This is a genomic window from Kitasatospora sp. NPDC096204, from assembly GCF_044763205.1.
Lineage (GTDB): Bacteria > Actinomycetota > Actinomycetes > Streptomycetales > Streptomycetaceae > Kitasatospora.
Map to the genome: position 1 here is coordinate 37557 of NZ_JBIWFT010000002.1, position 25127 is coordinate 62683.

23 protein-coding genes are annotated in these 25127 nt (G+C 74.5%); 10 read left to right on the forward strand and 13 right to left on the reverse strand.

What is annotated here, in order from left to right; all coding sequences use genetic code 11:
• Positions 1 to 11 precede the first annotated feature (11 nt).
• Complete coding sequence (locus ACIQ87_RS01930) at positions 12 to 1427, forward strand: cation:dicarboxylate symporter family transporter (protein ID WP_402400113.1); 1416 nt, start codon at positions 12 to 14, stop codon at positions 1425 to 1427.
• Between the two features lie 172 nt (positions 1428 to 1599).
• Here the strand turns inward: ACIQ87_RS01930 and ACIQ87_RS01935 are convergent, their stop codons facing one another.
• Both ACIQ87_RS01935 and ACIQ87_RS01940 read right to left on the reverse strand, forming a co-directional pair.
• A complete protein-coding gene (locus ACIQ87_RS01935) occupies positions 1600 to 2706 on the reverse strand; it encodes a hypothetical protein (RefSeq protein WP_402400116.1) in 1107 nt (368 codons plus the stop codon).
• 30 nt (positions 2707 to 2736) lie between these two features.
• Entirely contained in the window at positions 2737 to 3390 is a 654-nt protein-coding gene (locus tag ACIQ87_RS01940) for an RNA polymerase sigma factor (protein ID WP_402400118.1), read from the reverse strand.
• A gap of 331 nt (positions 3391 to 3721) precedes the next feature.
• Here ACIQ87_RS01940 and ACIQ87_RS01945 point away from each other — a divergent pair, with 331 nt between their 5' ends.
• On the forward strand, positions 3722 to 4093 hold the full coding sequence (locus tag ACIQ87_RS01945) for a hypothetical protein (protein ID WP_402400121.1): 372 nt from the start codon (positions 3722 to 3724) through the stop codon (positions 4091 to 4093).
• A gap of 215 nt (positions 4094 to 4308) precedes the next feature.
• On the opposite strand, the gene ACIQ87_RS01950 is transcribed toward ACIQ87_RS01945, so the two are convergent.
• From ACIQ87_RS01950 to ACIQ87_RS01980, 7 genes are all read right to left on the reverse strand, one after another.
• Complete coding sequence (locus tag ACIQ87_RS01950) at positions 4309 to 4881, reverse strand: GTP-binding protein (protein WP_402400891.1); 573 nt, start codon at positions 4879 to 4881, stop codon at positions 4309 to 4311.
• 106 nt (positions 4882 to 4987) lie between these two features.
• Positions 4988 to 5317: a DUF742 domain-containing protein gene (locus tag ACIQ87_RS01955; protein ID WP_402400894.1), complete on the reverse strand. Its 330-nt coding sequence runs from the start codon at positions 5315 to 5317 to the stop codon at positions 4988 to 4990.
• A 143-nt stretch (positions 5318 to 5460) separates the two neighbouring features.
• Positions 5461 to 5871 (reverse strand): roadblock/LC7 domain-containing protein, encoded by a 411-nt coding sequence (locus tag ACIQ87_RS01960; RefSeq protein WP_355257205.1) that lies wholly within the window; start codon positions 5869 to 5871, stop codon positions 5461 to 5463.
• The gene (locus tag ACIQ87_RS01965) at positions 5868 to 8927 is read right to left on the reverse strand and encodes a nitrate- and nitrite sensing domain-containing protein (protein WP_402400124.1); all 3060 of its coding nucleotides are present in this window, start codon (positions 8925 to 8927) and stop codon (positions 5868 to 5870) included. Before ACIQ87_RS01965 ends, ACIQ87_RS01960 begins: the two co-directional genes overlap by 4 nt.
• 125 nt (positions 8928 to 9052) lie before the next feature.
• Positions 9053 to 9916: an MHYT domain-containing protein gene (locus ACIQ87_RS01970; protein ID WP_402400127.1), complete on the reverse strand. Its 864-nt coding sequence runs from the start codon at positions 9914 to 9916 to the stop codon at positions 9053 to 9055.
• 365 nt (positions 9917 to 10281) lie between these two features.
• Entirely contained in the window at positions 10282 to 11685 is a 1404-nt protein-coding gene (locus ACIQ87_RS01975; protein WP_402400130.1) for a cytochrome P450, read from the reverse strand.
• Positions 11686 to 11806: 121 nt separating this feature from the next.
• On the reverse strand, positions 11807 to 12874 hold the full coding sequence (locus tag ACIQ87_RS01980; protein ID WP_402400133.1) for an RNA ligase (ATP): 1068 nt from the start codon (positions 12872 to 12874) through the stop codon (positions 11807 to 11809).
• 381 nt (positions 12875 to 13255) lie between these two features.
• On the opposite strand from ACIQ87_RS01980, the gene modA reads away from it, so the two are divergent.
• The 3 genes from modA (at position 13256) to ACIQ87_RS01995 (ending at position 16279) form a co-directional block, all read left to right on the forward strand.
• The gene (modA, locus tag ACIQ87_RS01985) at positions 13256 to 14116 is read left to right on the forward strand and encodes a molybdate ABC transporter substrate-binding protein (protein ID WP_402400136.1); all 861 of its coding nucleotides are present in this window, start codon (positions 13256 to 13258) and stop codon (positions 14114 to 14116) included.
• A 95-nt stretch (positions 14117 to 14211) separates the two neighbouring features.
• Positions 14212 to 15078, forward strand: coding sequence for an ABC transporter permease (locus tag ACIQ87_RS01990; protein ID WP_402400897.1), 867 nt, complete (start codon positions 14212 to 14214; stop codon positions 15076 to 15078).
• Positions 15079 to 15202: 124 nt separating this feature from the next.
• Positions 15203 to 16279 carry an ABC transporter ATP-binding protein gene (locus ACIQ87_RS01995; protein ID WP_402400139.1) on the forward strand — a complete coding sequence of 359 codons (1077 nt, stop codon included), beginning with the start codon at positions 15203 to 15205 and terminating at the stop codon, positions 16277 to 16279.
• A gap of 142 nt (positions 16280 to 16421) precedes the next feature.
• Here the strand turns inward: ACIQ87_RS01995 and ACIQ87_RS02000 are convergent, their stop codons facing one another.
• Positions 16422 to 17129 (reverse strand): response regulator, encoded by a 708-nt coding sequence (locus ACIQ87_RS02000; protein WP_402400142.1) that lies wholly within the window; start codon positions 17127 to 17129, stop codon positions 16422 to 16424.
• The gene (locus tag ACIQ87_RS02005) at positions 17126 to 18487 is read right to left on the reverse strand and encodes a sensor histidine kinase (RefSeq protein ID WP_402400144.1); all 1362 of its coding nucleotides are present in this window, start codon (positions 18485 to 18487) and stop codon (positions 17126 to 17128) included. Before ACIQ87_RS02005 ends, ACIQ87_RS02000 begins: the two co-directional genes overlap by 4 nt.
• A 205-nt stretch (positions 18488 to 18692) precedes the next feature.
• Here ACIQ87_RS02005 and ACIQ87_RS02010 point away from each other — a divergent pair, with 205 nt between their 5' ends.
• From ACIQ87_RS02010 to ACIQ87_RS02020, 3 genes are read left to right on the forward strand one after another with little or no spacing between them, the layout of a single operon-like run.
• Positions 18693 to 19610, forward strand: a complete 918-nt coding sequence (locus ACIQ87_RS02010) for an ATP-binding cassette domain-containing protein (RefSeq protein ID WP_402400147.1) — start codon at positions 18693 to 18695, stop codon at positions 19608 to 19610.
• Between the two features lie 38 nt (positions 19611 to 19648).
• Positions 19649 to 20413, forward strand: coding sequence for a hypothetical protein (locus ACIQ87_RS02015; protein ID WP_402400150.1), 765 nt, complete (start codon positions 19649 to 19651; stop codon positions 20411 to 20413).
• A gap of 57 nt (positions 20414 to 20470) precedes the next feature.
• Complete coding sequence (locus tag ACIQ87_RS02020) at positions 20471 to 21214, forward strand: hypothetical protein (RefSeq protein ID WP_402400153.1); 744 nt, start codon at positions 20471 to 20473, stop codon at positions 21212 to 21214.
• A gap of 125 nt (positions 21215 to 21339) precedes the next feature.
• On the opposite strand, the gene ACIQ87_RS02025 is transcribed toward ACIQ87_RS02020, so the two are convergent.
• On the reverse strand, positions 21340 to 22053 hold the full coding sequence (locus ACIQ87_RS02025) for a peptidyl-tRNA hydrolase (RefSeq protein ID WP_402400156.1): 714 nt from the start codon (positions 22051 to 22053) through the stop codon (positions 21340 to 21342).
• 326 nt (positions 22054 to 22379) lie between these two features.
• Positions 22380 to 23309, reverse strand: a complete 930-nt coding sequence (locus ACIQ87_RS02030; RefSeq protein ID WP_402400157.1) for a hypothetical protein — start codon at positions 23307 to 23309, stop codon at positions 22380 to 22382.
• Positions 23310 to 23433: 124 nt separating this feature from the next.
• Between ACIQ87_RS02030 and ACIQ87_RS02035 the strand changes: the two genes are divergently transcribed.
• The gene (locus ACIQ87_RS02035; protein ID WP_392871918.1) at positions 23434 to 23805 is read left to right on the forward strand and encodes a YbjQ family protein; all 372 of its coding nucleotides are present in this window, start codon (positions 23434 to 23436) and stop codon (positions 23803 to 23805) included.
• Between the two features lie 92 nt (positions 23806 to 23897).
• Positions 23898 to 25127 carry a flavin-containing monooxygenase gene (locus ACIQ87_RS02040; protein WP_402400161.1) on the forward strand — a complete coding sequence of 410 codons (1230 nt, stop codon included), beginning with the start codon at positions 23898 to 23900 and terminating at the stop codon, positions 25125 to 25127.

Consider the following 25127-nt stretch of genomic DNA (forward strand, 5'->3'; position numbering starts at 1 on the left):
GGGAGCCGCAGATGTCGATCACCGGAGCCGCCACGGCGGCGGGACCCAGACGCAAGGACCGGACCCACTACCTCTACATCGCCGTGATCGCCGCGGTGGTCGCGGGTGTGGTGGTCGGCCTGGCCGCCCCCGGTTTCGCCGTGGGGCTGAAGCCGGTCGGTACGGGCTTCGTCAACCTGATCAAGATGATGATCAGCCCAGTGATCTTCTGCACCATCGTCCTGGGCATCGGCTCGGTGACCAAGGCCGCCAAGGTCGGCAAGGTCGGCGGCCTCGCCATCGGCTACTTCCTCGCCATGTCGACCGTCGCGCTGGGCATCGGCATGGTCGTCGGCAACCTGCTGGAGCCCGGCGGCGGCCTGCACCTGACCGCCGCGCTCGCCAAGTCCGGCCACGCCCAGGCCGCCGCCGGCGGCGCCCAGTCGACCACCGACTTCCTGCTCGGGATGATCCCCGAGACCCTGTTCTCGGCCCTCACCCAGGGCAAGGTGCTCCAGACCCTGCTGGTCGCCCTGCTCGCCGGATTCGCCCTCCAGGCGATGGGCACGGCCGGCGCGCCGGTGCTGCGCGGGATCGAGCACCTGCAGCGGCTGGTCTTCCGGATCATGTCGATGATCATGTGGGTCGCGCCGATCGGCGCCTTCGGGGCCATGGCCGCCGTGGTCGGAGCCACCGGCACCGCCGCGCTGAAGAGCCTGGCCGTCATCATGATCGGCTTCTACGTCACCTGCGTGCTGTTCGTCGTCGTGGTGCTGGGCACGCTGCTGCGCCTGGTCGCCGGGGTCAACGTGTTCTCGCTGCTGAAGTACCTCGGCCGCGAGTTCCTGCTGATCCTCTCGACCTCCTCCTCCGAGAGCGCGCTGCCCCGCCTGATCGCCAAGATGGAGCACCTGGGCGTCAGCCGCCCGGTCGTCGGCATCACCGTGCCGACCGGCTACAGCTTCAACCTCGACGGCACCGCCATCTACCTGACCATGGCCTCGATCTTCATCTCCGAGGCGATGGACAAGCCGATGTCGCTCGGCGAGCAGCTCTCGCTGCTGGTCTTCATGGTGATCGCGAGCAAGGGCGCGGCCGGGGTCACCGGCGCCGGACTGGCCACCCTCGCGGGCGGGCTGCAGTCGCACAAGCCCGCGCTGGTGGACGGGGTCGGCCTGATCGTCGGCATCGACCGCTTCATGTCGGAGGCCCGCGCCCTCACCAACTTCGCGGGCAACGCCGTCGCGACCGTCCTGATCGGGCACTGGACCGGCGAGCTCGACACCGAGCGCTCCCGGCGGGTGCTGGCCGGAGAGCTGCCGTTCGACGAGCAGACGCTGGTCGACGTCCACGGCGCGCCCGCCGGCCCGGCCACCGCGGCGGACGGTTCCGCGGCTGCCGCCCCCGAGGCCGTTCCCGCCCAGGGCGCCGCTCCCGCCGGCGCCTGAGCCCGGCAGCGGCCCTCACACTCCCCCGGCCCGGCGCCTCCACCAACCCCGGAAACGGCGCCTGGCCGGGGGTTTCGTCTTCCCCCGGCCAGGGGCTTCGTCTTTCCCAGGCCGGGGGTTTCGTCTTTCCCGGGCCGGTCGGTCAGCCCGGACGGGCCTACCGGCTCGCTCGTCACAGCTCCTGCGAGCCGCTGACCACCCAGGCCACCCCGCTGGCCGGATCCTCCAGCGCGACGTGCAGATGGTGCAGCCCGGCCGACGGCTCCTGCCAGGTGAAGCAGCGCATCCGGGCCACCAGCGCGTTCACCTCGGCGCGGTCCACTCCGCCCGTCCCGGCCGTCCCGGCTGCCCTTTCCCGAGCGTCCGCTCCGTCCGGCCCGTCCATCGCGGCCATCGCGGCCAGCGCCCGCCACAGCGCCAGCCGCCCGTGCGCGCAGCCCTGGTCCCGTCCCACGGCGGCGGCCCGCACCAGCGCCGGGTAGGCGAGCGGGAACGGCAGGTACCCGCCGACCACCCGACGGTCGCGGGCGAGCAGGGCGGCCGCGGCCGCGGCCGGACCGCGGACGCAGGCCGTCGCCGCCCACGGCGCGACTGCCCCCAGCCCGGCCAGCGCCCGGGTGACCCGCGGCCCGTCCGGGCGTCCTGCCGACTCCGCCGTCAGCGGCAGTTCCACCTCACCCAGGCCCTCCCGGCTGGCAGGCAGGGTCAGCAGCGCGCTGCGCGCACCCCCGCCGGGCAGGTACTCGCGCACCCGGGCCGCCTCGTCCCAGCCCGACGCCTCCCACGGCTCCAGGCGCAACGGCACGCCCTCGGGGTCGGGCTCGGGCCCGTACGGCCCGGAGGCCGACCCCGGCTCGTACCGGTGCGGATCGGACCCGTGCGGATCGGACCCGTGCGGATCGGACCCGTGCGAGAGGTCCTCGCCGAGCAGTGCCCGGGTGTGCGCGACCAGCCGTCGCACCGGGGCCGGGCCCAGCAGCGGGGCGAGCCGCGACCAGGAGTGCCTGGTCGCCAGCACCTCCCAGAGCGGGCCGGCGTCGTGATCGGCCACCCCGGCGGCCGTCCCCGCGCCGCCGTCCCCGTCGAACAGCCGGACGGCCAGCTCGGGCGGCGCCGCGTAGGCGATCAGGTGGCCGAGCGGTGCCGTCAGCACGGCCGCGGCCTCCTCACCGGCCTCCGCCACGGCGGCCGCCCGGCCCTGCCGGTAGGCGGCGAGCAACTCTGGCCAGCGGCCGTCCTCGGCCAGTGCGCGCAGGCGGCCGTCCTCGTACGTGATCACGATTCGCAGGGTACGGGCCGGGGCGCCGCATCAGTTCGACTTGCCGTCAGCCCGGTGCGTCGGAGCGGCGACCGCACACCCGTCCCGACCCCCTCGGCCGCGCCCACGTCCGCGTCCGCGAGCGCGTTCCCGGTCGCCCTGCCGATCACACTCCCGGTCGCATTCCCGGTCGCATTCCCGGTCGCGCTCCCGCTCGCGCTCCTGCTGGAGGATCGCGCGCAGCCGACCGTGGGCGCGGCGCCGGGTGACGGCGAGCGTGCTGCGATGCAGCCCGAGCAGTTCGGCGGCCTCGTCGATGCTGTAGCCGTCGAGGTCCACCAGCACCACCGCGCGGGCCTGCTTGACCGTCAGGAAGCCCAGCAGACGCAGCACCTCCCAGCGGGCCTGCGACTCGGCCATCCCGCCGGCCCAGGAGTCGGCGGCGCTCCGGCCCCGCTCGCCGGCGTCGCCCGCCTCCGGCACCTCGGGCATCGGCACCCGCCGGCGCTCCCGGCGCCACTGGTCGCGCAGGATGTTCACCATCGTGGTGAACGCATAGGCGTACGGCTGCGGATGGCCGAGGAAGCGCTCCGGCCGGCGGGCGATCCGGAGGTAAGCGTCGTGGACGACGTCCCCCGCTCCGATCGGGCCGCCGGCGAGGACGGCCGCCGCCTGCTGGAGTCTGGGCAGCAGATCCGTGAACACCCGGTTGAACTCTGACGATTGACCGCCGCTCCCACTCGGAGCGCAGTCCGCTTCCCGTCCGCCGCCCGCATTCCGACCACTGCAATCCGCCATGCCGCTCTCCCCGGAAATCGGCACCCCGAGCACCCGGCCGACCCTGGGCACGGAGCGCCGTAAGCCAACCGGATGACTTGTGACACAGGTCACATCATAGTTCGTCGTTTCACTGTGCGCAGTCAATCGTGTGCAACATGTCACCGATCGCGCGGGGGGCGGGAGTTCACCTCCCGGCGGACCCCCGGGCGGTCGGGGCGCTCCGCCCGACGAGAACCCCCCAGCAAGGAGAACCACCGTGCGAGGCTGCATCGCCAGGAAGTTCGCCATGTTCGGACTGGCCGCCACGGCCGCCCTCGGCGCACTCGGGACCACCACCCTGCCGGCCGCCGCGACGCCGGGCCGGATCCGGACCGCGACCCCCGACGCCATCCCGGCCTGGAACACCGTTGCGACCGACACCTACCGCTGCGTCATCACCGGCAACTACGGCTGGCGCTGGGAGGGTCGCTGCAACGTCTACTCCGGGCGGCTGCGCACCATCACGTACTGCGCCGACGGCTCGTACAGCACCGGCCTGTGGGTCGGCGCGCGACCTGAGGCCTGGGCGGTCTGGGGCAACTGCCCCGGATCCACCTGGACGCGGGTCGTGTTCCAGTGGCACAGCTGAACCGCTGACACCCTCGGCGGCACGACTGGAGCACCTCCGGCCGAACGCGGACGACCGACCGCCGACGACGACCGACCGCCGACGACCGACGGCGGACAGATGACGGAGAACAGATGACAGCTGACAGATTTCGACATCTGTCAGCTGTCATCTGTTCTCCGTCCGCCACACACTGTCCGGCCATCGGCGTCTCGGCCCGCCTCCGTCCGCCCGTCTCAGCCCACCGGTGCGACGTCCGCGAGCAGCCGGGCGGCGTGCACCCGGCCCGCGTGCTCGACCAGGTTGATCAGCACCTCCTTGCCCGAGGCCCGGTGGCGCGCGTCGCACAGCAGCACGGGTGTGCCCGCGTCCAGGTCCAGCGCGCGGGCGACCTCCTCCGGACCGAACTCCCGTGTCCCCGCGAAACGATTCACCGCGACCACGAAGGGAATTCCCCGGTGTTCGAAGAAGTCGACGGCCGGGAAGCAGTCCGTCAGTCGGCGGGTGTCTGCGAGCACCACCGCACCGAGCGCCCCCTGGGCCAGCTCGTCCCAGAGGAACCAGAACCGGTCCTGGCCCGGGGTGCCGAACAGGTAGACCGCCAGTCCCTCGCGGATGGTGATCCGGCCGAAGTCCATCGCGACCGTGGTGGTGGACTTCCGCTCCACGCCGTCCAGGTCGTCCACCTCGCGCCCGGCCTCGGTCAGCCGTTCCTCGGTGCGCAGCGGCCGGATCTCGCTGACGGCGCCGACCAGTGTCGTCTTCCCCACCCCGAATCCCCCCGCCACCAGGATCTTGAGCGCGAGCACCGCGCCGTCGGGATCCTCGGCGTCGAACGGATCCGGTCCGTCGTACGGCGCGGACGGGGCGGGCAGGGCTGCCGACGCGGACGGCGTGGACGGGGCGGGCGGGTGGTCAGAGTGCGCGGAGTCCACGGATGACCTCCTGGAGGATGCGCTCGTCGGGGAGCAGGGCGGGCGGGACGGGGCGGCGGACCCGGATGAGCCCGGCCGCCAGCAGGTCGCCGAGCAGCACCCGCACGACACCCACCGGCAGGTCGAGGTCGGCGGCCAGCTCGGCGACGGACAGCGGGGTCCCCCGGCACAGCGCGAGGATCCGCGCCTGTTCCGGGCCGACCGGCGGCTCGGGCGCGCCCGGCACGAGCGCCGGGTCGGGCAACTCGGTGACCACCACGGCGATCAGGTCGAACTGCTGCTCCCCGGCCCCGGTGCGCCCCCGGGTCATCGCGTACGGCCGGACCACCGGCCCGGCGTCGTCGTCGTACCAGCGGGCCCGGTGGGCGGCGGCGAGCGGATTGCGGGGGTGCCCGTCGGGTTCGGCCCTCGGGTGCTCCGGATGTCGCCCCCGGTACGGGCGGGGCACCGGACTCACCGGCCGCCCACCGCCCGCGGCGGGGCGCTCAGGTGCTCGCCGACCCGGCGGACCAGTCTGGCCATCTCGTAGGCGATCAGGCCGAGGTCGGCCCTGGCGGTGGCGAACACGGCGAGGCAGGTGCCCTCCCCGGCCGCCGCGACCAGCAGGTAGCCACCCTCCAACTCGACCATGGTCTGGCGGACTTCGCCCGCGCCGAAGTGTCGGCCGGCGCCCTTGGCCAGGCTGTGGAAGCCGGAGGCGACGGCCGCCAGATGCTCCCCGTCCTCGCGGGCCAGGCCGGCCGAGGTGCCCATGGCCAGGCCGTCGGCGGAGAGCATCACGGCGAAGCGGAGCTCGGGGGCGCGCTGGACCAACTCGTCGAGGAGCCAGTTCAGCTCCCCCGCGCGGTGGGTGGTGGCGATCACGGACGCTCTCCTTCGGGTCGGGACGGGTGTCGGGGGTGGCGCGCCCGCGGCGGCTGCGGAGGGTCGGCGGGTTGGCGGTCCGGCCGGCCCTCCGGGTACAGGCCGCGCGCCCATCCGTTCTGGAAGGCGGACATCGCCGCCCGCGCCTCCTCGAGGCTGCGGCCCGCGGCGCCGAGGCCGTCGCCGGCTCCGGGATCGGCCGAGGAGGCGGCAGCCGTACGGCGACCGCGCGCGGCCGGGCGGGCCGGGGCCTCGCGCAGCTGCGGCGCGAGGCTCGCCTGGCGGGTCCTGCGCGGCAGCTCAGCGGGGCCCGGGTCGGCCGGGTGACCGTCCGGTACGTGGCCGCTCGCGGGTCGGGCCTCCGGTCGCCGGGCCTCCGGTCGGTGATCGTCGAGTCGGTGACCGCCCGGTCGGTGGCGCTCCGACCGTTGGCCGCCCGGTCGCCGGCCCTCCGGCCTGGCGTCGTCCGCGCCGCCGGGCCCGGGTACCGGTTCGGCCCGGGGTTCCGTACGGTGCGGCGCCGCGCCGTACGGCTGTGGCGGTCCGGACTGCGGACGGGCGGTCGCACCCGTACCCCCGCCCGCAGCCGGACCGGCCACCCGGGCGCCGTCGGCCCGGAAGGGGGTGCGGCGCACCGGCCCGGGGTCACTGCCCCGGACGCCGAACGCCAGCAGAGCCCCACCCTCCGGCGGTGGCCCACCCACCGCCGGAAACCCGTCGCCGGTCCTGCCCCGCGGGTGCTCCCGGCGCCTCGGACCGCCGCTCGGACCGCTGCTCGGACCACTACTCGAGGCGTTGCCCATGGCGCTGCTGCCCGGATCGCCCGCCGCCCCCTCCCCGCGGGCGTGCACCGCCGTGAACTCCCGCTCCGGGAGACCGGTTTGTGCCCACTCGGCGGGCAGCGGCCCCACCGGCGCCTCCCCGGCCGCCGCACTGCCCACCGCGCTGCCCGCCACACCGCCCGCCGCCGCTGCGGACGGCAGGGACGCCACCGGCTCGAAGTCGTGTCGCACGTCCTCCGCCTCCATCGCCTCCGCCGCCGCCTCGTCGGCCAGCAGCGTGGTCGGCAGCAGGACCACCGCCGTGGTGCCGCCGTACGCGGAGGTCACCAGCGAGACCTTGACGTCCTGCCGCCGGGCGAGCCGACTGACCACGAACAGGCCGAGCCGGTCGCTGTCGAAGAGGTCGCTCTGCTCTACGGCGGCGATCCGGCGGTTGGCCGAGGCCAGCACCTCCGGGCCCATGCCGAGGCCGCGGTCCTCGATCTCCAACGCGAAGCCGTTGCCGACCCGTTCGCCCCGGATGTGCACCCGGGTGTGCGGCGGGGAGAACCCGGTGGCGTTCTCGACCAGTTCGGCCACCAGGTGGGTGAGGTCGGCGACGGCATGGCCGACCAGGGCGGCGCGCGGCAGCGGGTGGACCTCGACCCGGGCGTACTCCTCGACTTCCGAGACGGCCGCGCGCACCACGTCCACCAACGGGACGGGTCGGCGCCAGCCACGCCCGGGAGCGGCCCCGGAGAGGATGATCAGGCCCTCGGCGTGGCGGCGCATCCGGGTGGTGAGGTGGTCCAGCCGGAACAGGTCGGCCAGCTCGGACGGGTCGTCGGTGCGACGCTCCATCGCGTCCAGCAGGGTGAGTTGGCGGTGCACCAGGACCTGGCTGCGGCGGGCGAGGTTGACGAACACCCCGGAGACGCCGGAGAGCACCTCGGCCCGCTCGACCGCCGCCGTGACGGCCGCCCGCTGGACGGTGCCCAGCGCCCGGTGCACCTGGCCGATCTCGTCGTCCCGCCCCACCGGCCGGGGCGCCTCGGCCTCGATGTCCACCTCCTCTCCCGCACGCAACTTCCGCATGGTCGCCGGGAGTTTTCGTCCGGCCAGCTCAAGTGCCGAATTGCGCAGGCCGATCAGCTCGGTGACCAGCCCGCGACCGATCTGCACCGAGATCACCAGCGAGGCCACCACGCCGACCAGGCCGAGCAGCACGGCCATCCCGGCCGGGGTGAACAGGCCCAGGGCATAAGGGTCCTGGCGCTCGGCGGCGACCCGCCCGGCCCGGTCCTCGACGGTCCGCAGGGCGCCTGCCACATTGCCCGCGACCATCGCCCAGCGGTCGGCCGGCACCGCGGCGACCGCGGTCCGCCCGTCGGCGGCCGTCCGTATCCTGTCCTCGTACCCGGCCAGCTCGCGGTGGTCCTGGCCACCGGTGACGGCGAGCAGCGACTCCCGGTCGGCGGGGCGCAGGTCGGCGGCCGCACCCCGCTCGAACTCCCGCCGGGCGAAGGCCGCGCCGGCGAACTCCCGCAGCTGGTCGTCACCGAGCCCGCCGGACAACTGGGCGGCGCGCAGCAGCGCGTCCTCGCGGGCGAGCAGCTCACGGGAGCGGGCCAGCTCCAGCAGTACCCGGGCGTCGGCGGCCACCTGGCGGTCCTGGAAGGGCGCGACGGCGCCGGCGGCGGCGAGCGCCCGGTCCACCGCCTCACCGTAGGCGGCGTACGCCTCGGGCCAGCCGACGCTCCTGGCCAGGACCCGGTCGCGCAGGACGGGCAGGGCGGCGAGCGAGCTGCCGAGGGCGTCCAGCCGGGCCGCCGCCTCGCCGCCCAGGCCCTGGGCGTCGGCGCGGTTGTAGCCCCGGTCGGGGCGGTGGGCGTCCGGGAACAGCGGGGTGAACGCCCGGTCGGTGGCCGCCGCGGCCTCGCGCAGGGCGCTCTCCCGGACTGCGGTGGGGGCCGTCGCCGGGGCGGCCAGCAGCTGACCGACGGCGGTGCGTTCGGCCTGGAGCCCGGCGGCCGTCTCGGCGACGGGGGTGAGCAGCGTGCGCTGGGCATCGCGCTGGCGCATCAGGCCCCAGACGCCCTGGGCGGTGGTGACGGTGGCGAACCCCCACAGCGCGATGACGGAGACGACCGGGACCATCAGCAGCGCGATGATCCGGGCGCGGACGCTCCGGGGGCGCAGCCCGCGCAGCCACGGGCCGGGGCGCGGCGGACGGGCGGGCGGCCCGGCATGGGCACCCCGACGGGTACCGGGGGCGGTACCGCGGTCTTCTCGCATCGGTGAGGGGCCTTTCGGGCGGGGAGGGCGGGGAGGGCGGAAAAACGGGATAGCGGAGGGCGTGCGGCACGTGCGGCTCATGCGGCACGTGCGGCACAGAGGGCGCGCCGCGGCGGACGCGCAGCTCAGGCGCTGCGCTGCCCGGCCCCCGCCTCGGCCGGGGCCGGCCCGTGCGGGGCGGACCCGGGGTGCGGGGGCTCGCCGGAGTGCTCCCCGCCGGAGTGCTCCCCGCCGGACGGCTCGCCGGCCGCCCGGTAGCCGGCCCGCTCCTGGGCGGTCGGCGAGAGCGCCACGAAGGCGGAGGCGAGGAAGAGGAACGAGCCGAGGCCGACGGCGAGCGGGAAGACGAACTCCATCGGGCTGACTCCGCCGAGCTCCGTGCGGGTCGGCTCCAGCCGGACGTGGACGGCGGCCATGCCGGTGTAGTGCATGCAGCTGACGGCGAGGCCCATGGCCATCGCGGCGGCCGCGGCCGCGTACACGTTGCGGATGGTGACGGCGGACCAGAGCGCGGCGGTGGCGGCACCGACGGCGACCAGTACGGAGAGCGCGACCGTTCCGGGGTCGTAGTGCAGTCCGCCGTGCATCCGGAGGGCGGCCATGCCCAGGTAGTGCATCGCGGCGACGCCGAGACCGGTGGTGACGCCGCCGGAGAGCAGGGAGAGGCCGCGGTGCCGGCCGTAGCAGACCACGGTCAGGCCGAGGCCGGTGACCAGCACCGCGACCCCGAGGCTGAGGAGGGTCAGCGGCACGTTGTAGCGCAGCTCGGTGCCGTCGACGTTGAAGCCGAACATGGCGACGAAGTGCATGGTCCAGATGCCGGAGCCGATCGCGGCGGCGGCCGTGACCAGCCAGTTCCGCCTGGCCGGGCCGCTCGCGGCGAGGCCGCGCAGCGTGCAGCGCAGCCCGAGGGCGGCGCCGGCGCAGGCCATCAGGTACGAGAGGGCGGGGGTCAGCCAGCCGAGGCTGAGATTGGTGAGGGTGCCCATGGGACCTCCGGTCGACCGGTCGGGCCCGGGGCGGTACACGGTGCGCCCGGGCTCCCCTGGCCGGGCGGACTGCACACGAATGGCATATGCCAGCCGCATGTGCGCTTCCGGTCCGGGGTGCGTGGGACGCTACCGAGCGGCCGGAATCGGTCAGACAAAGATCTGAAAAGCTGCCCGTGACACACGGGTGGTGTGTTCGAATGGCCCGGTCGTGTACCCAGCGGACGGCCGACGAGCGCGCGGCGGGCGACGTACGGACGACAGCGGACAACCGACAGCGGACAGATAACAGAGTTTGAAATCTGTCATCTGTCCGCTGAACCCCGTCGCCTGTCGCCTGTCAGCTGTCGCCCGCCAGCCGCCCGTCAACCGCCCGGCGTCACCCGGATCCGCATCGGGCTCGCCGCCCGCAGTGTGATCCCCAGCGCCAGCGCCACCCGCCGGTCCACGGCCTCCAGCTCGAAGTCCCGCAGCAGCACCCCCAGCGCCAGCACGGCCTCCAGCATCGAGAAGTGCTGGCCGATGCAGGCCCGCGGACCACCGCCGAACGGGAACCAGGCGTACCGGTGCCGGGCCCGCTCCGCCTCCGGCAGGAAGCGGTCCGGGTCGAAGCGCTCCGGCTCCTCCCAGTGGTCCGGGTGCCGGTGGGTGACCAGCGGCGCGACGACCACCTGTGCCCCCGCCGGGATCACGTACCCGTCGATGACGGTCTCCTCGACCGCCCGCCGCCCGCCCAGGGCCGCCGACGGGTAGAGCCGCATCGCCTCCTTCAGCACCCGGGTGATGTACGGCAGCGCGTCCAGGTCCGCCGCCGTCGGCGCCCGCCCGGCCAGGACGGTCCGCGCCTCCTCCCGGGCGAGCCGCCGCTGTTCGGGGTGGATCGCCAGCAGGTGCAGCGCGAAGGCCAGTGCGGTGGCCGTGGTCTCGTGCCCGGCGAGCAGGAACACCAGGACCTGGTCGCGGAGTTCGGCCGGGTCGAGCCGCTCGCCGTCGTCGTCGCGGGCCCGCCCGAGCAGGGTGAGCAGGTCGTCCGCGTCCTCGTCGTCGCCGCGCGCGGCCCGTTCGGCGATGATCCGGTCGCAGACCCCGTACAGCGCCCGCTGGGCCTCGGTGCCGCGCCGGTTGGCCGGGGTCGGCCAGGTGCGCGGAAGGCGGACCGGGGCGTAGCCGCGCTCCTTCACGTAATCGCCGAGCACCGGGAAGCTGTGCTGCACCACCGCGATCGCCTCGTCCACGTCGGCGCCGAAGAGGATGCGCGCGACCGCCCGCAGCGCGAACCGGGACGTCTCCTCCGCCGCGTCCACCACCCCGTCGGGCACCGCCCGCCAGCGCTCGACGAGCGACTGCGCCTCCTGCGCCAGCGCGTCCGCGTAGCCGTCCACCCGGCGCCGCGTGAACAGCGGCTGTATCATCCGCCGTTGACGCTGGTAGTCGGCGTCCTGGCTGGTCAGCAGCCCGTTGCCGACGCTGGTGCGCAGTTCGTCGTAGAAGGAGTTCTCCTTGCGGAAGTTGGCCGCGTCGCCGGCCAGCACCTGGCGGACGCCCTCCGGCGAGAACACCCCGTAGAAGTCGGCCCGCAGCCCGGGCGGCCCGGCCTGGAAGCGCACCACGTCGCCGTGTTCGCGGTGGGCCGCGAGGTAGCTGCGCAGCGGGCGACGGGTGAGGTCGAAGAGCGATCCGACCAGACGGTTCCCGGACGGTACGGGTATCGCGGAGGTGGGGGCGGGCACGAGCCCGGGGGCGCGCGCGGGGATGACGTCGGTGGCCATCGGCACTCCTTCTGCACAGGGATGCGCCCGCCGTCTCTCCCGACGGGCAGTCAGCACCGAAAGGAGGCGAGCCCGGACCCGCCCGACCGGGCTGATCCGCCCGGTCGGTTCCGGACCCGTCTCACTCGTATTCGGTGCCCCCCTTGCGGGTCAGGTAAGCGTCACTGACCACTTTGGCGATCGCCCGCCCGCCGAGCACCGGGCTCCACCGCTCGGTGACCGGCCGCACCACCACGCCCTCGCGCAGGTGCAGTTGACGTCCGGAAACGGTCTCCTTGCCCCGGGCGAACCCCAGCACGGTCTCCGGGTCGAACGGCCCGCGCCACAGCTCGGGAACCAACGGCAGCTCACCGTCCAGGAGTTCGACCGCCGACAGCCAGTTCAGCTGCCCGTCGATCAGGGCCGACACGTCGAAGGCCGCGTAGCCGGGGCGCTCGGTGCGCGCCGAGGCGCCGTAGCCCAGGTCCTGCACCCCCTCGCCGAAAACCTCGCCGAAGATGCCGACCCGCTCGGCCCCGAGGCGCTCGGCCAGCCGCGCCGCCACCTCCGGGATGCCGTAAGCCCGCACCGCCCGCCAGTACAGGTTGCGCTCGTCCTCGGCCAGCGCCAGCCCCTGCGCGCCGATGCCCTTGGAGGACACCTGCACCTCGCCGGTGGCGGCGAAGTACGTGACCAGGCAGCAACTGCCGTGCAGCTTCTCGGTCAGCACCACGGGCTCGCCCGGTTCGAAGGCGTCGGGGTAGCGCTTGAGGTTCTCGACGTCCACCCAGGGCAGCAGGTCCGGCGCGCTGACCACGTCGCCGCTCATCGACGTCGGCACCGGCGGCTGCCACTTGACGATCCCGAGCAGCTCGGCGTAGTCCTCGCCGCGCTCGGCCGCGGCGGCCAGGTCGGAGCCGGCGAGCGCGGCGGGCCGGCAGACGATGCCCTGGGACAGCTCGCCGCGCAGCCGTACCGCCTTCACCCGGTTCGCCCGGGCGCCGGCCAGCTTGCCGGTCAGCCCCAGCTCGTCGATCAACCCCTCGGGGAGGACGGCCTGTTCGGGGATGTAGACGGCGTGGTCCCCGGTCCGGTACGCACCCTTCGCGACCACCGCGCGGTAGAGGCCGACCTGGGCGAGCTCCAGGGCATCGGCGTTCGGGTGCTCCAGGATGACCAGCTTCTCGGCGGTGACGCGCAGCGTGGACACGGACGGACTCCTCCCCTTGGTTCGGCCGCGGCGGCGCCTCCGACCGCCCCCGGCCGCATGTACGGACGGCGACCACTGTGACCGTCCGACCCTTCACGGCGCGACACAATTTCCGCGCGCCCCTTCCGGCGCGCGCACGCCAGGCACGCGCTTACTCACGCACGCCAGACGCGCAGGCCGGGCACGCACGGTCCCGGACGCGCCGTTCCACGACAGTCCGAGGGCCGCCACCCGGCCGCCACCGGCCGTCTTCGGCCTCCGCCCTGCGAACCGACAGGGGCTTCATCGCTCGCATCTGCGGCACTATGATCGCCGTAATGGCCGCACCTGCGATCAGGACCCCGCGCCCCTTCCGGCGCGCACCCCGGAGGGGAAGCACCGATGAGCACCCGCACGCCGACCACCCGCAGACTCGCCGTCGCCACCGCCGCGGCCCTCGCCCTCGGCCTCGGGGTCACCGCCTGCGGCAGTGGCGGTGGCTCGTCCCCCGGTTCCACGGCCTCCTCGAACGCCTCCCCGAACACCGCCGCGGACGCGGACGGCACGGGCGGTGGCGTCCCGAAGGCCTCCGGCACCGTCACCGTCTTCGCCGCCGCCTCGCTGAAGGAGACCTTCACCGCACTCGGCCGGAAGTTCGAGGCCGCCAACCCCGGCAGCAAGGTCACCTTCAACTTCGGCGGCAGCTCCGGCCTCGCCACCAGCATCAACTCCGGTGCCCCGGCTGACGTGTTCGCCGCCGCCAGCCCGGCCACCATGAAGACCGTGAGCGACGCGGGCGGCGCGAGCGGACAGCCCACGACCTTCGTCAGGAACGCCCTCACCATCGCCGTCCCCAAGGGCAACCCCAAGCACATCGCGGGCCTCAAGGACCTCACCGCCTCCGGCGTGAAGGTCGCCCTGTGCGCGAAGGAGGTGCCGTGCGGCGCCGCCGCCCAGACCGCGCTCAAGGCCGCCGGCGTCGACCTCACCCCGGTCACCCTGGAGCAGGACGTCAAGGGCGCGCTCACCAAGGTCGAACTCGGCGAGGTCGACGCCTCCCTGGTGTACCGGACCGACGTGCGGGCCGATGCTGCGAAGATCGACGGCGTGGACTTCCCCGAGGCCGACAAGGCCGTGAACGACTACCCGATCGCCGCCCTCGCCAAGGCGCCGAACAAGGACGGCGCCGCCGCCTTCGTCGCGTACGTCCGGACGCCCGAGGCCAGGCAGGTGCTGACCGCGGCGGGCTTCCAGGCGCCGTGAACGACCGCACCGCCGGCTCCGGGGCGAACGACCACCCGGGCCGGGACCAGCAGGCCCGCACCGTCGGCGGCGGCCCGGCAGGACCCGCGCAGGCCCTGCCGGGCGGCCGCCCGCGAGGCCGCCGTCCCCGAAGCCGCCCCCGGAGCCATCCGCGAAGCCGCCCCCGGAGCCGTCACCCGCGCACGCAGCGCGTCCCGGTCGCACTGCTGCTCCCGGCTCTGCTCGGACTGGCCTTCCTGACCCTGCCGTTGGTCGGCCTGCTGATCCGGGCGCCCTGGAGCAGCCTGTCCGAGCAGCTCACCAGCGCCGCGGTCTGGGAGGCGCTGCGCCTGTCGTTGATCAGCGCGACCGCGGCCACGGCGGTGTCGCTGGTCCTCGGTGTCCCGCTGGCCTGGCTGCTCGCCCGCACCGAGCTGCCAGGCCGGCGGGTGATCCGGGCGCTGGTCACCCTGCCGCTGGTGCTGCCGCCCGTGGTCGGCGGCGTGGCACTGCTGCTGGTGCTCGGGCGGCGCGGCATCGTCGGTTCCTGGCTGGACTCGGCCTTCGGCATCACCCTGCCGTTCACCACCACCGGGGTCGTGATCGCCGAGGCGTTCGTGGCGATGCCGTTCCTGGTGATCAGCGTCGAGGGCGCGCTGCGGGCCGCCGATCCCCGCTACGAGGAGGCCGCCGCGACCCTGGGCGCCTCCCGGCTGACCGCGTTCCGGCGGGTCACCCTGCCGCTGATCGCCCCGGGGATCGCCGCCGGGGCCGTCCTCGCCTGGGCCCGGGCGCTCGGCGAGTTCGGCGCGACGATCACCTTCGCGGGCAACTTCCCGGGCCGCACCCAGACCATGCCGCTGGCCGTCTACCTGGCCATGGAGTCCGACCCCCAGGCGGCGATCGCGCTGTCGCTGGTGCTGCTGGTGGTCTCCGTGGCCGTCCTGGTCGGCCTGCGCGACCGCTGGCTGTCGACGCCGTGACCCCGCCCGCACCGGAGACACCCGCCACACCGGCCACACCGGAACACTTCGAACGCCCTGGACACCTCCAACGCCCTGGACAACTCCAACGCCCTGGACACTCCGGACACCTGGAGCCGCACCGATGAGCACCGACAGCCGCCCCGGCCCCGCCCTGGACGCCCGTCTGCGGGTCGAGCGCCCCGGGTTCACCCTCGACCTCGACCTCACCGCCGCCCCCGGCGAGGTGGTGGCGCTGCTCGGCCCCAACGGCGCCGGCAAGTCCACCGCCCTGCGCGCCCTCGCCGGACTGCTCCCGCTCACCGGCGGCCACCTGCGCCTGGACGGTCACCTCCTGGAGGAACCTGCGCAACGCGCGTACACCCCCGCCGAGGAACGGCCGGTCGGCGTGGTCTTCCAGGACTACCTGCTGTTCCCGCACCTCAGCGCGCTCGACAACGTCGCCTTCGGCCCGCGCTGCCAGGGCCGCCCCAAGCGCGAGGCCCGGGCCGAGGCGGCGGCCTGGCTGGAGCGGATGGGCCTGGCCGACCACGCCTCGGTCCGCCCCGGCCGGCTCTCCGGTGGCCAGGCCCAGCGGGTGGCGCTCGCCCGCGCCCTCGCCGTACGCCCCCGGCTGCTCCTGCTGGACGAGCCGCTGGCCGCCCTGGACGCCCGCACCCGGCTCGACGTACGGTCCCAGCTGCGGCGCCACCTGGCCGAGTTCGAGGCGGTGGCGGTGCTGGTGACGCACGACCCGCTGGACGCCATGGTGCTGGCCGACCGGCTCGTGGTGATCGAGGACGGGCGGGAGGTGCAGTCCGGCAGCCCGGCGGAGGTCGCCCGGCGTCCGCGCACCGACTACATCGCCCGGCTGGTCGGCCTGAACCTGTACCAGGGCCGGGCCGACGGCACCCGGGTCACGCTCCCGGACGGCACGGTCCTGGCCACCACCGAGGAGCTGCGCGGCCCGGCCTTCGTGGCCTTCCCGCCCTCCGCCGTGACGCTGTACCGGGAGCGCCCGCAGGCCAGCGCCCGCAACCTGTGGAAGGCCGAGGTCACCGGGCTGGACCTGCACGGCGACCAGGTCCGCGCCGAACTCGCCGGCGACCTGCCGTTGGCCGCCGACCTCACCCCGGCCGCCGTCGCGGAGTTGGAGCTGGCGCCCGGCGTCGCGGTCTGGGCCTCGGTCAAGGCCACCCAGACCCACGCCTACCCGGCCTGACAGCCCACCGCAGGAGTTGGCTCCGGCAGGACCGCTCCGACGGGCCGCCCCCGGCGGGGTCACTCCGACGGGCCGCCCCCGGCGGGCCGCTTCGACGGGATCGTTCGGGCGGGATCGTTCGGGCGGGATCGTGCCGGTGGTGTCACTCCGCCGGTTCGACGAAGCCCGACTCGTACGCCGCGATCACCGCCTGGGTGCGGTCCCGCGCGCCCAGCTTCGCCAGCACGCTGCTGACGTGCGTCTTCACCGTCTGCACGCCGAGGAACAGCTGCTCGGCGATCTCCCCGTTGCTGAGGCCGCGCGCGACCAGCCGCAGCACCTCCGCCTCGCGCTCGGTCAGCGCCGCCCGCTCCATGGCCGCCCGGGCGGTCGGGTTGCCGTGCCCGGCCGCCAACCGGCGGATCGCGGCCGGGAACAGCAGCGACTCGCCCGCCGCCACCAGCCGTACCGCCTGGGCGATCTCGGCCGGGCGGGTGCGCTTGAGCAGGAAGCCGTCGGCGCCCGCGCGCAGCGCCTGGTAGACGTAGTCGTCGTTCTCGAAGGTGGTCACGACCAGGATCCGCGGGGGTCGCTCCCCCGGTGCGCCGGGGCGCAGCAGTTCGCGGGTGGCCGCCAGGCCGTCCAGTACCGGCATCCGGACGTCCATCAGCACCACCTGCGGGCGCAGTGCGCGGGCGAGGGCGACCGCTTCGGCGCCGTCGGAGGCCTCGCCGACCACCCGCAGGTCCCCCTGTGCCTCCAGGACGGCCCGCAGGCCGGCCCGGACCAGTTCCTCGTCGTCGGCGAGCAGGATGTCCGTCGTCCCGACGGCTCCTCCGGCCGCACCTCGGGTCACAAGATCGTTCGTCACGAGCCCAAGCGTAGGGGCAGTCGGACGGTCAGCACCCATCCCCCGTTCCCCTCCTGGGCCTCGGCCGTCCCCGTCCCCGTCCCCGTCCCCGTCCCCGGCCCCGTTCCCGACGCCGCTCCTGGTGCCACTCCCCGCGCCGGTCCCGCCGTCGCCTCCCCGCCGAGCAGGGTGGCGCGCTCGCGGATGCCGCGCAGTCCCTTGCCACCCTTGCGCGTTGCGCCCCTGCCCGCCCCGCCGGCCACCGGCCGAGCCGGTCCGGCCGGTGAACGACCGTTTCCGGCTGGCCGGTTGGCGCAGCGCAGCTCCAACCGGCCGTCCCGTACGGCGATCCGGATGTCGATCGGCTCGCCGGGCGCGTACTTCAGCGCGTTGGTGACGCCCTCCTGGACGATCCGGTACGACTCGCGGGAGAGCACTCCCGGCAGGCTGCCGGGAGGCACCTCGATCCGCGCCTCCACCGGGCTGCCGGCCGCCCGGGCGGTGTCGAACAGCGCGGGCAGCTGGTCGATCCCGGGCTGTTCGGTGGCCGCGCCGTTCGCGCCGGCCGGGGTCTCGCGCAGCAGCACGAGGGTGCGCTCGAGGTCCTCCATGGCCTGCCGGCCGGTCTCCTCGATGACTTCGAGCGCCTTGGCGACGAAGGCCGGATCCCCGACCTCGCGCGCCGCGCCCGCCTGGAGGACCGTCACCGTCAGGGCGTGGCCGATCGAGTCGTGCAGCTCCCGGGCCAACCGGTTGCGCTCCAGCAGCCGTTCGGCCCGCAGCTCCGCCTCGGCCAGGCGCTCCGCCGGTGACGGGCCCAGCAGTCTTACCGCCATGGCGAGTTGGAGGCGCCCTGCGTACACCAGGAACCAGCCGAGGGCGAGTGCCGCCAACGGCACGAACGGGAGGTACCAGAGGGCGTCCGGACCGGTCAGCCGCTCGAAGGCCCCGGCGATCCCGAAGACCACCGGGAACCCGACCACCGAACCGAGCGCGACCCGTCCGATCAGCCAGCCGGCCGTGCGCCGCCGGTCGGCCCAGGAGCGGGAGGGCTCGGTGGCGATGTCCTCCTCGCGGTCGGGCACCAGCAGCAGCCGGGCCTGCACCCCCTCGGCCCGGCGCGCGGCCGGGATGAGCGCGGCGAGCGCGAGCAGCACGACGTCCGTGGAGATGCTCGCCGTCAGGATCTCGCCGACGCCCTTGTGGTACGTCCCCGGATAGACCATCAGCACGACGCCCGCGAAGATCCACCCGACGAGCAGGTGCAGCAGTCGTGCGTACGTGGTGCCGGCCACCAGGGGCGCGACGAGCCTCGGCACCGCGCTTCCCGGCGCAGTACTCCCGGACACCGCGCTCTTCAGCGCTGCGATCTTGGACATCGGGCCATCCTGTCAGGCCGTCCCGGGCTCCCGGTTCCCGCGCCGGTCTCCGGCCGGCTCCCTCTCGGGAGGGAGCCGGCTCCCCGCCCCGGCGGGATCCGCCGCACCGGGCCGCTCCGGTCGAATGGAGCCATCGCCCGGGGCCGGCCACAGCGAGCCCCGGCGGAGACCGACGACAAGGCGAGACGAGACGAGGGAGCGGGCCGTGATCGAGATCCAGGGCCTCACCAAGGAGTACGACGGCCGGCGCGTCGTCGACGACCTGACCTTCGAGGTCCAACCCGGCGTGGTGACCGGCTTCCTCGGCCCGAACGGCGCCGGCAAGAGCACCACCATGCGGCTGGTCCTCGGCCTCGACCGGCCGACCGCCGGACACGCCCTGGTCGGCGGCCGGCCGTACGTCGAACTCACCGACCCGCTGCGGACGGTCGGGGCGCTGCTGGACGCCCAGGCGCTGCACGGCGGCCGGACCGCGCACGGCCACCTGCGCTGGCTCGCCGCGAGCAACGGCCTGCCGGCCCGCCGGGTCGACGAGGTGCTCGGCCAGGTCGGTCTGGCGGACGCCGCCGGGCGGCGGATCCGGGGCTTCTCGCTCGGCATGCGCCAGCGCCTGGGGGTGGCCGCCGCCCTGCTCGGCGACCCGCCGGTACTGCTGCTGGACGAGCCCGTGAACGGCCTGGACCCGGAGGGCATCCGCTGGATCCGCACCCTGCTGCGCGGCCTGGCCACCGAGGGCCGGGCGGTGCTGGTCTCCTCCCACCTGATGACCGAAATGGCGCTCACCGCCGACCACCTGGTGGTGATCGGGCGCGGCCGACTGCTCGCCGACGCCGCCACCTCGGAGTTCATCGACCGCCACGGCCGGACCCGGACCAGGGTCCGCGCCGTCGACCCGACCAAGCTCGCCGCCCTGCTCGGCGACCCCGACCACGGCCTCGACGCCACCGAAGTCGGCGGCGGTGCCTGGGAGGTGAGCGGCGCCGAACCCGAGCGGATCGCCGCGCTCGCCGCCGCCGGCGGCGTGGTGCTGTACGAGATCGCCGTGCAACAGGACTCCCTGGAGGAGGCGTTCATGCGGATGACCGTCGACAGCGTCGAGTACCGTGCGGAGGCCGCCGCGTGAACGCGCCGACCCCTGCCGGGACTTCTGCGACCGCTTTCGTGCCGACGCCCGTTGCGACATCCACCGGGGCTCCTGCCGCCCACGCCCTGCGCGCCGAGTGGATCAAGCTCACCACCCTCCGCTCGCTCTGGATCACCCCGCTGCTCGCCCTGGTGCTCACGGCGGGCGTCACCACCGCCATCGGCGCGGCCCTCGGCGACAAGGACCACAGCCTCACCGACGACCCCGGCGTCGGCATCTTCTACGGCCTCAACTTCGGCCAGGCGGCACTGATCTGCTTCGGCATCCTGCTGATCGGCCAGGAGTTCAACACCCGCATGATCGACGTGTCGTTCACCGCCGTACCGAGGCGGGGCCGTTTGTACGGCGCCAAGCTCACGCTCGGCGCACTGGTCGGACTCGTGGTCGGCGCCGCCGGGACGGCGGGCGCCTTCGCCGGGTACGCGGCCACCGTTCCCATCGAATGGGACGGGCCCGCCTTCGTCCGCACCGCCGTGGCCGGGGTGCTCTACCAGACGCTGCTGGTGGTGCTCTGCCTCGGGACGGCCGCCCTGCTGGGCAATCTCACCGCCGCCATGGGGCTGCTGGTCCCGTCCCTCTTCCTGCTCTCGCCGCTGCTCAGCGGTGTGCCCGGAGTGCGGCGGGTGGTCCAGTTCCTGCCCGACCGGGCCGGCCAGTACGCGCTGCGGTACGCCGACGACCCGGCGGTCGCCTACGGCCACTGGACCGGACTGCTGATCATGGCGCTCTGGACGGCCCTGGCGGCGTACGGCGGGCTGCGGGCGCTACGACGCGCCACGTGACGCCGAACGAAAGGGACTTGGGAGATCGGACATGGAAGACCGGAGTTGGGAGCGACAATGAGCACGATGGCCGACGCCGTACGCGCCGAACGGGTCAAGTTCACCACCCTGCCCTCGCAGTGGGCGGCCCCACTGGTCGCGCTCGCGCTGACCGTCGGGGTCACGGCGGCCGTCAACGCCGCCTACGGGGCGAAGGACCACACGCCCGGCGAGGACCCGGCCGGCGGGATCTTCTACGGGCTGTTGTTCGGCCACGTCGCGGTGGCCTGCCTCGGGATCCTGCTGATCGGGCAGGAGTTCAACACCCGCATGATCGGTACCTCGCTCACCGCCGTCCCCCGGCGCGGTCGGCTGTACGGCGCCAAGCTCGCGCTCGGCGCCGGGCTGGGCCTGCTGCTCGGGCTGGCGTCGACGGCGGGCTCGTTCCTGGCCGTCGGCACCACCGTCGGCCTGGACCTCTCCACCCCGGGCCTGGCCCGCAGCTTCCTGGCCGGGGTGCTGTACCACCCGATGATGGTGCTGCTCTGCCTCGGACTGACCGCGATGCTGGGCAACTTCAGCGCCGCACTCGGTCTGCTGACCCCGATGGTGTTCCTGGGCACCACCTGGCTGGCCGCCATCCCCGGCGTCCGCGAGCTGGGCCAGTTCCTGCCCGACCGGGCCGGCCTGTACGCGACCCGCACCCAGCCCGAGCCGGGCGTCCACTACGGCCACTGGACCGGACTGCTGATCATGGCGCTCTGGACGGCCCTGGCGGTCTACGGCGGGCTGCGGGCGATGCGGCGGTACGAGCGGAGCTGACGGCCGACGAGAAGCGGCGAACGGATGACAGCTGACAGATTTCGAAATCTGTCAGCTGTCATCCGTTACCTGTTATCTGTTCGCTGCCATCTGTTCGCCGTCAGCCCTCGGCCACCGCCGCCCCGTCACCGCAGTGCCGGGTGGTCCGCGATCACCGTGCAGCTGCCCGGCGCGATCTCGGTGAAGCCCGCGTCCTGGACCACCGGCAGCCCGCTGCGCACGAGGTCCTCCCACTCCTCCGGCGCGGCCGTCCGGACCGCGAGCGCGAACCCGGCCTCGGCCCACTCCTTGCGCTGCGCCTCGTCGAGCCGCCACCACGCGAGCTGGGCGGCGTGCCCGGTCTGCGCCATCGTCTTGCCCGCGCTCATCTCCAGCTCGGGGTTGAGCCACAGCACCGGCAAGCCCGGCTCGGGCGGCCCGACCTCGGCCGTCTCCTCCAGGTCCGTCCCGGACACCTGGAGCTTGGCGAGTTCCTTCGGCCAGCCGTCCAGCGGGATCGGCGGGAACACCCGCACCTCGGCCTCCCGCCCGCGCACCGTGACGCCCGGCAGCTCGCCCGCCCGACGCCACTCACCGCCCCGGGCCCGCCGGACCACCTTGCGGATCCGGGCGTCCTCCCAGGCGGCGACCCGCTCCGCCCACTCGCCGTCCGCCTCGGTCACCCGGAGGTCGGCGAGCAGGGTGAGCACCGCCCGCGCCGAGGTCTCCAGCGCGTCCGTCCGGCCCGGCGGAGTCGCCCGCTCCACCCGGACGACCAGCGGCAGCACGTACTGCGGCCGCTCGTCACGGTCCTCGCTCGACGGGGTGTCGCCGGGCTCCGCCACCGGGGCGGGGGCCACGGCGGCCGGCGACGGAACCGAAGCCGGGGCCGGGGTCGGAGCCGTGGGCAGGGACGGGGAAACCGGAGACGGAGAAGCCGGGGCCGGAGCGGCGGAAGTCGGGGCGTCGGAAGGAGAAGTCACCCGTCCAGGATGCCAGCCCCGCTCCGACCGACTCGGCCCACCCCGTTCACCCCGACGGTTCACCCCGACGGTTCGCCTCGACGCTTCGCCTCGACGCTTCGCCTCGACGCTTCGCCTCGACAGTGAGCCCGGCACTCGCCGTCCGCACCGCCGCACCACCGCACCACCGCACCGTTCACAGCGACCGCGACCGCGACGCCCGGTCAGCGCCGGTAGCCGCGCTGCGGGTCCCGCTCCTCCGCGTCCTCGTACATCAGGAACCAGCCCTCCGGGTGGGTGGCCGCCAGCAGCAGCTCCGTGCGCTGCTCCGCCGCGAGCTCCGGATCGCCGTCGTCCGGCCCGTAGACGCCGAACAGCTCGTCGTGGCAGCCGTCCCAGTCGTAGTCGTACAGGTCGGCCGGGAGGTCGCCCATCATGTCCGCCACCGACTCGGGCTGCGCACCGAGCAGGGCCCGGGCGTCCACCAGGGCCATCCGCAGCGCTATCTCCTCGGCCAGGCAGCGCGGCAGCGGCCACTCGCCGAGCGCGAGGTCGTCGGCGAGGTCGTCGAAGGCCCGGGCCATCGCGCGGCGCCAGCCCCGGTGCATCCGCCAGGTGCGCTCGGGCAGCCGGGAGAAGACCGTCCAGTCCGTGTCGTCGCCTTCGGAGACCGCCTCGTCCCCGTGCTCGTCGAAGTCGTCGTACGCGGCGTCGGCCAGACCGATCAGCTGGGCGTGGAGCAGGCAGGCGGTGCGCGGGGTGAGCGTCCAGTCCGCGCCCGCGCCGCCGTCCTCCTCGTCGCCCTCCAGCGGGAACAGGTCCGCGAAGTCGGGGGTGAAGTCCTCCGTGACGCTGATCTCCAGCGTGCCGCCGAGCGCCTCGACCCCGGGGATGGCGGCCACCAGCCGGTCCGGGTGCAGCAGCGCGCCGAGCGCCGCGTTGGCGTCCTCGGCCACCTCGCGCAGCAGTTCGCGGCGCTGGCCGGCCGGGTCGATGCCCTCGAAGTCCAGCTCCTCGACGGCCCTGATCGCGGCCGCGCGCAGGGCCGGCCAGTCGGTGATCCGAAGGCCCAGCACCACCGTCGCCTCGATCTCCTGCGCGCCGGAGTCCTCCGCCGCGCCCGGCCCCTGTGGATGATCGCTTCGCTCGCCCATGGGCCTAACGGTACGGCCTTTCGGGCGCCCGATCACGGGTCCGGCCCAGCTTCCGGAAGCCTTCTCGGCCACCGCCCGGCCCCGCCTCGGTCACTCGGACGCAGGAACTGGCAGGATGCGTCCCATGGCTGACATCAACGAGTACGGCGGCGGGCAGGGCCCGAACGCGGACGTCCTGGTCGTGACCACGAACGACATCCCCGGCTTCCGGGTCGACCACGTGATCGGCGAGGTCTTCGGGCTGACCGTCCGCAGCCGCCACCTCGGCAGCCAGATCGGTGCCGGTCTGAAGTCGCTGATCGGCGGCGAGCTGCGCGGTCTGACGAAGACCCTGGTCGAGAGCCGCAACGAGGCGATGCAGCGGCTGGTCGAGCAGACCAAGGCGCGTGGCGGGAACGCCGTCCTGATGATGCGTTTCGACGTCACCGAGGCGGCCGATGTCGGCACCGAGGTCTGCGCCTACGGCACCGCCGCGGTGATCTCCCCGGTCTCCTGACGCCCCTCCGCCCCGGTTCGGACGGCCTTCGGCCCGGTCCGGACGGTCTTCGGCCCGGTTCGCGGGAACACCCGCCGGTCCCCCGATGTTTCATGGGCGTGACTGTTTACGGTGCAACTAACAGTGTTCCGCGGCGCGTGGACGTCCTGGTGGTGGGCGCCGGGCAGGCGGGCCTGTCCGCCGCCTACCACCTGCGCCGTCGCGGCTTCGCCCCGTACCGGGCGGGCGTCGACGGCGGCTTCGTCGTCCTCGACGCCAACCCCGTACCCGGCGGTGCCTGGGCGCACCGCTCGCCGTCCCTGCGGATGGCCACCGTGCACGGCGTCCACGACCTCCCGGACGCCGAACTCCCGCCGCCGGACCCCGAGGCCCCCGCCCGCGAGGTGGTGCCGAAGTACTTCGCGGCGTACGAGGCCCGGCACGCGCTCCCGGTCGTACGCCCGGTCGCGGTGCGTGCCGTACGGGCGGAGTCCGAGCACCCGGACTCCCGGCTGCTGGTCGAGACCGACCACGGCACCTGGTCCACCCGTGCTCTGATCAACGCCACCGGCACCTGGACCCGCCCCTTCCTCCCGCACTACCCGGGCCACTTCGCGGGCCGTCAGCTGCACTACGCCGAGTACCGCGGCCCCGAGGAGTTCGCGGGCAGGCGCGTGCTGGTGGTGGGCGGCGGGGCCTCGGCGATCCAGGTGCTGTCGGAGGTTGCCGCGGTCGGCGAGACGGTCTGGGTCACCCGCTCCGAACCCGTCTACCACGACGGACCGTTCACTCCCGAGTACGGGCGCGCGGTGGTCGCCAAGGTGGAGGAGCGGGTCAGGCGGGGCCTGCCGGTGCGCAGCGTGGTGAGCGTGACCGGGCTCGGCCCGTCCGTCGCCTACCGGCGCGCCGAGGAGCTGGGCGCGCTGCACCGCCGACCGATGTTCGACCGCCTCACCGAGCACGGGGTCGCCTGGGGCGACGAGGAGCTGGCGGTGGACGCGATCGTCTGGGCGACCGGTTTCCGGCCCGAGGTCGGGCACCTCGCCCCGCTCGGGCTGCGCTCCCCCGGCGGCGGCATCGCGCTCACCGGTACCCGCGCCACCGCCGACCCCCGCGTCCACCTGGTCGGCTTCGGCCCCTCCGCCAGCACCGTCGGCGCCAACCGGGCCGGACGCGCGGCGGTCAACGACCTGGTCAAGCTGCTCGGGAACCCGGCCCTCGGGGCGCCGACGCCCGGTGACCCGACGCTCGGGGCGCCGACGCCCGGTGACCCGACGCTCGGCGGCCCGACGCTCGACGGCCCGACGCTCCGTGGCTCGGCCACGGAGCCGGCTGCCGTCTGA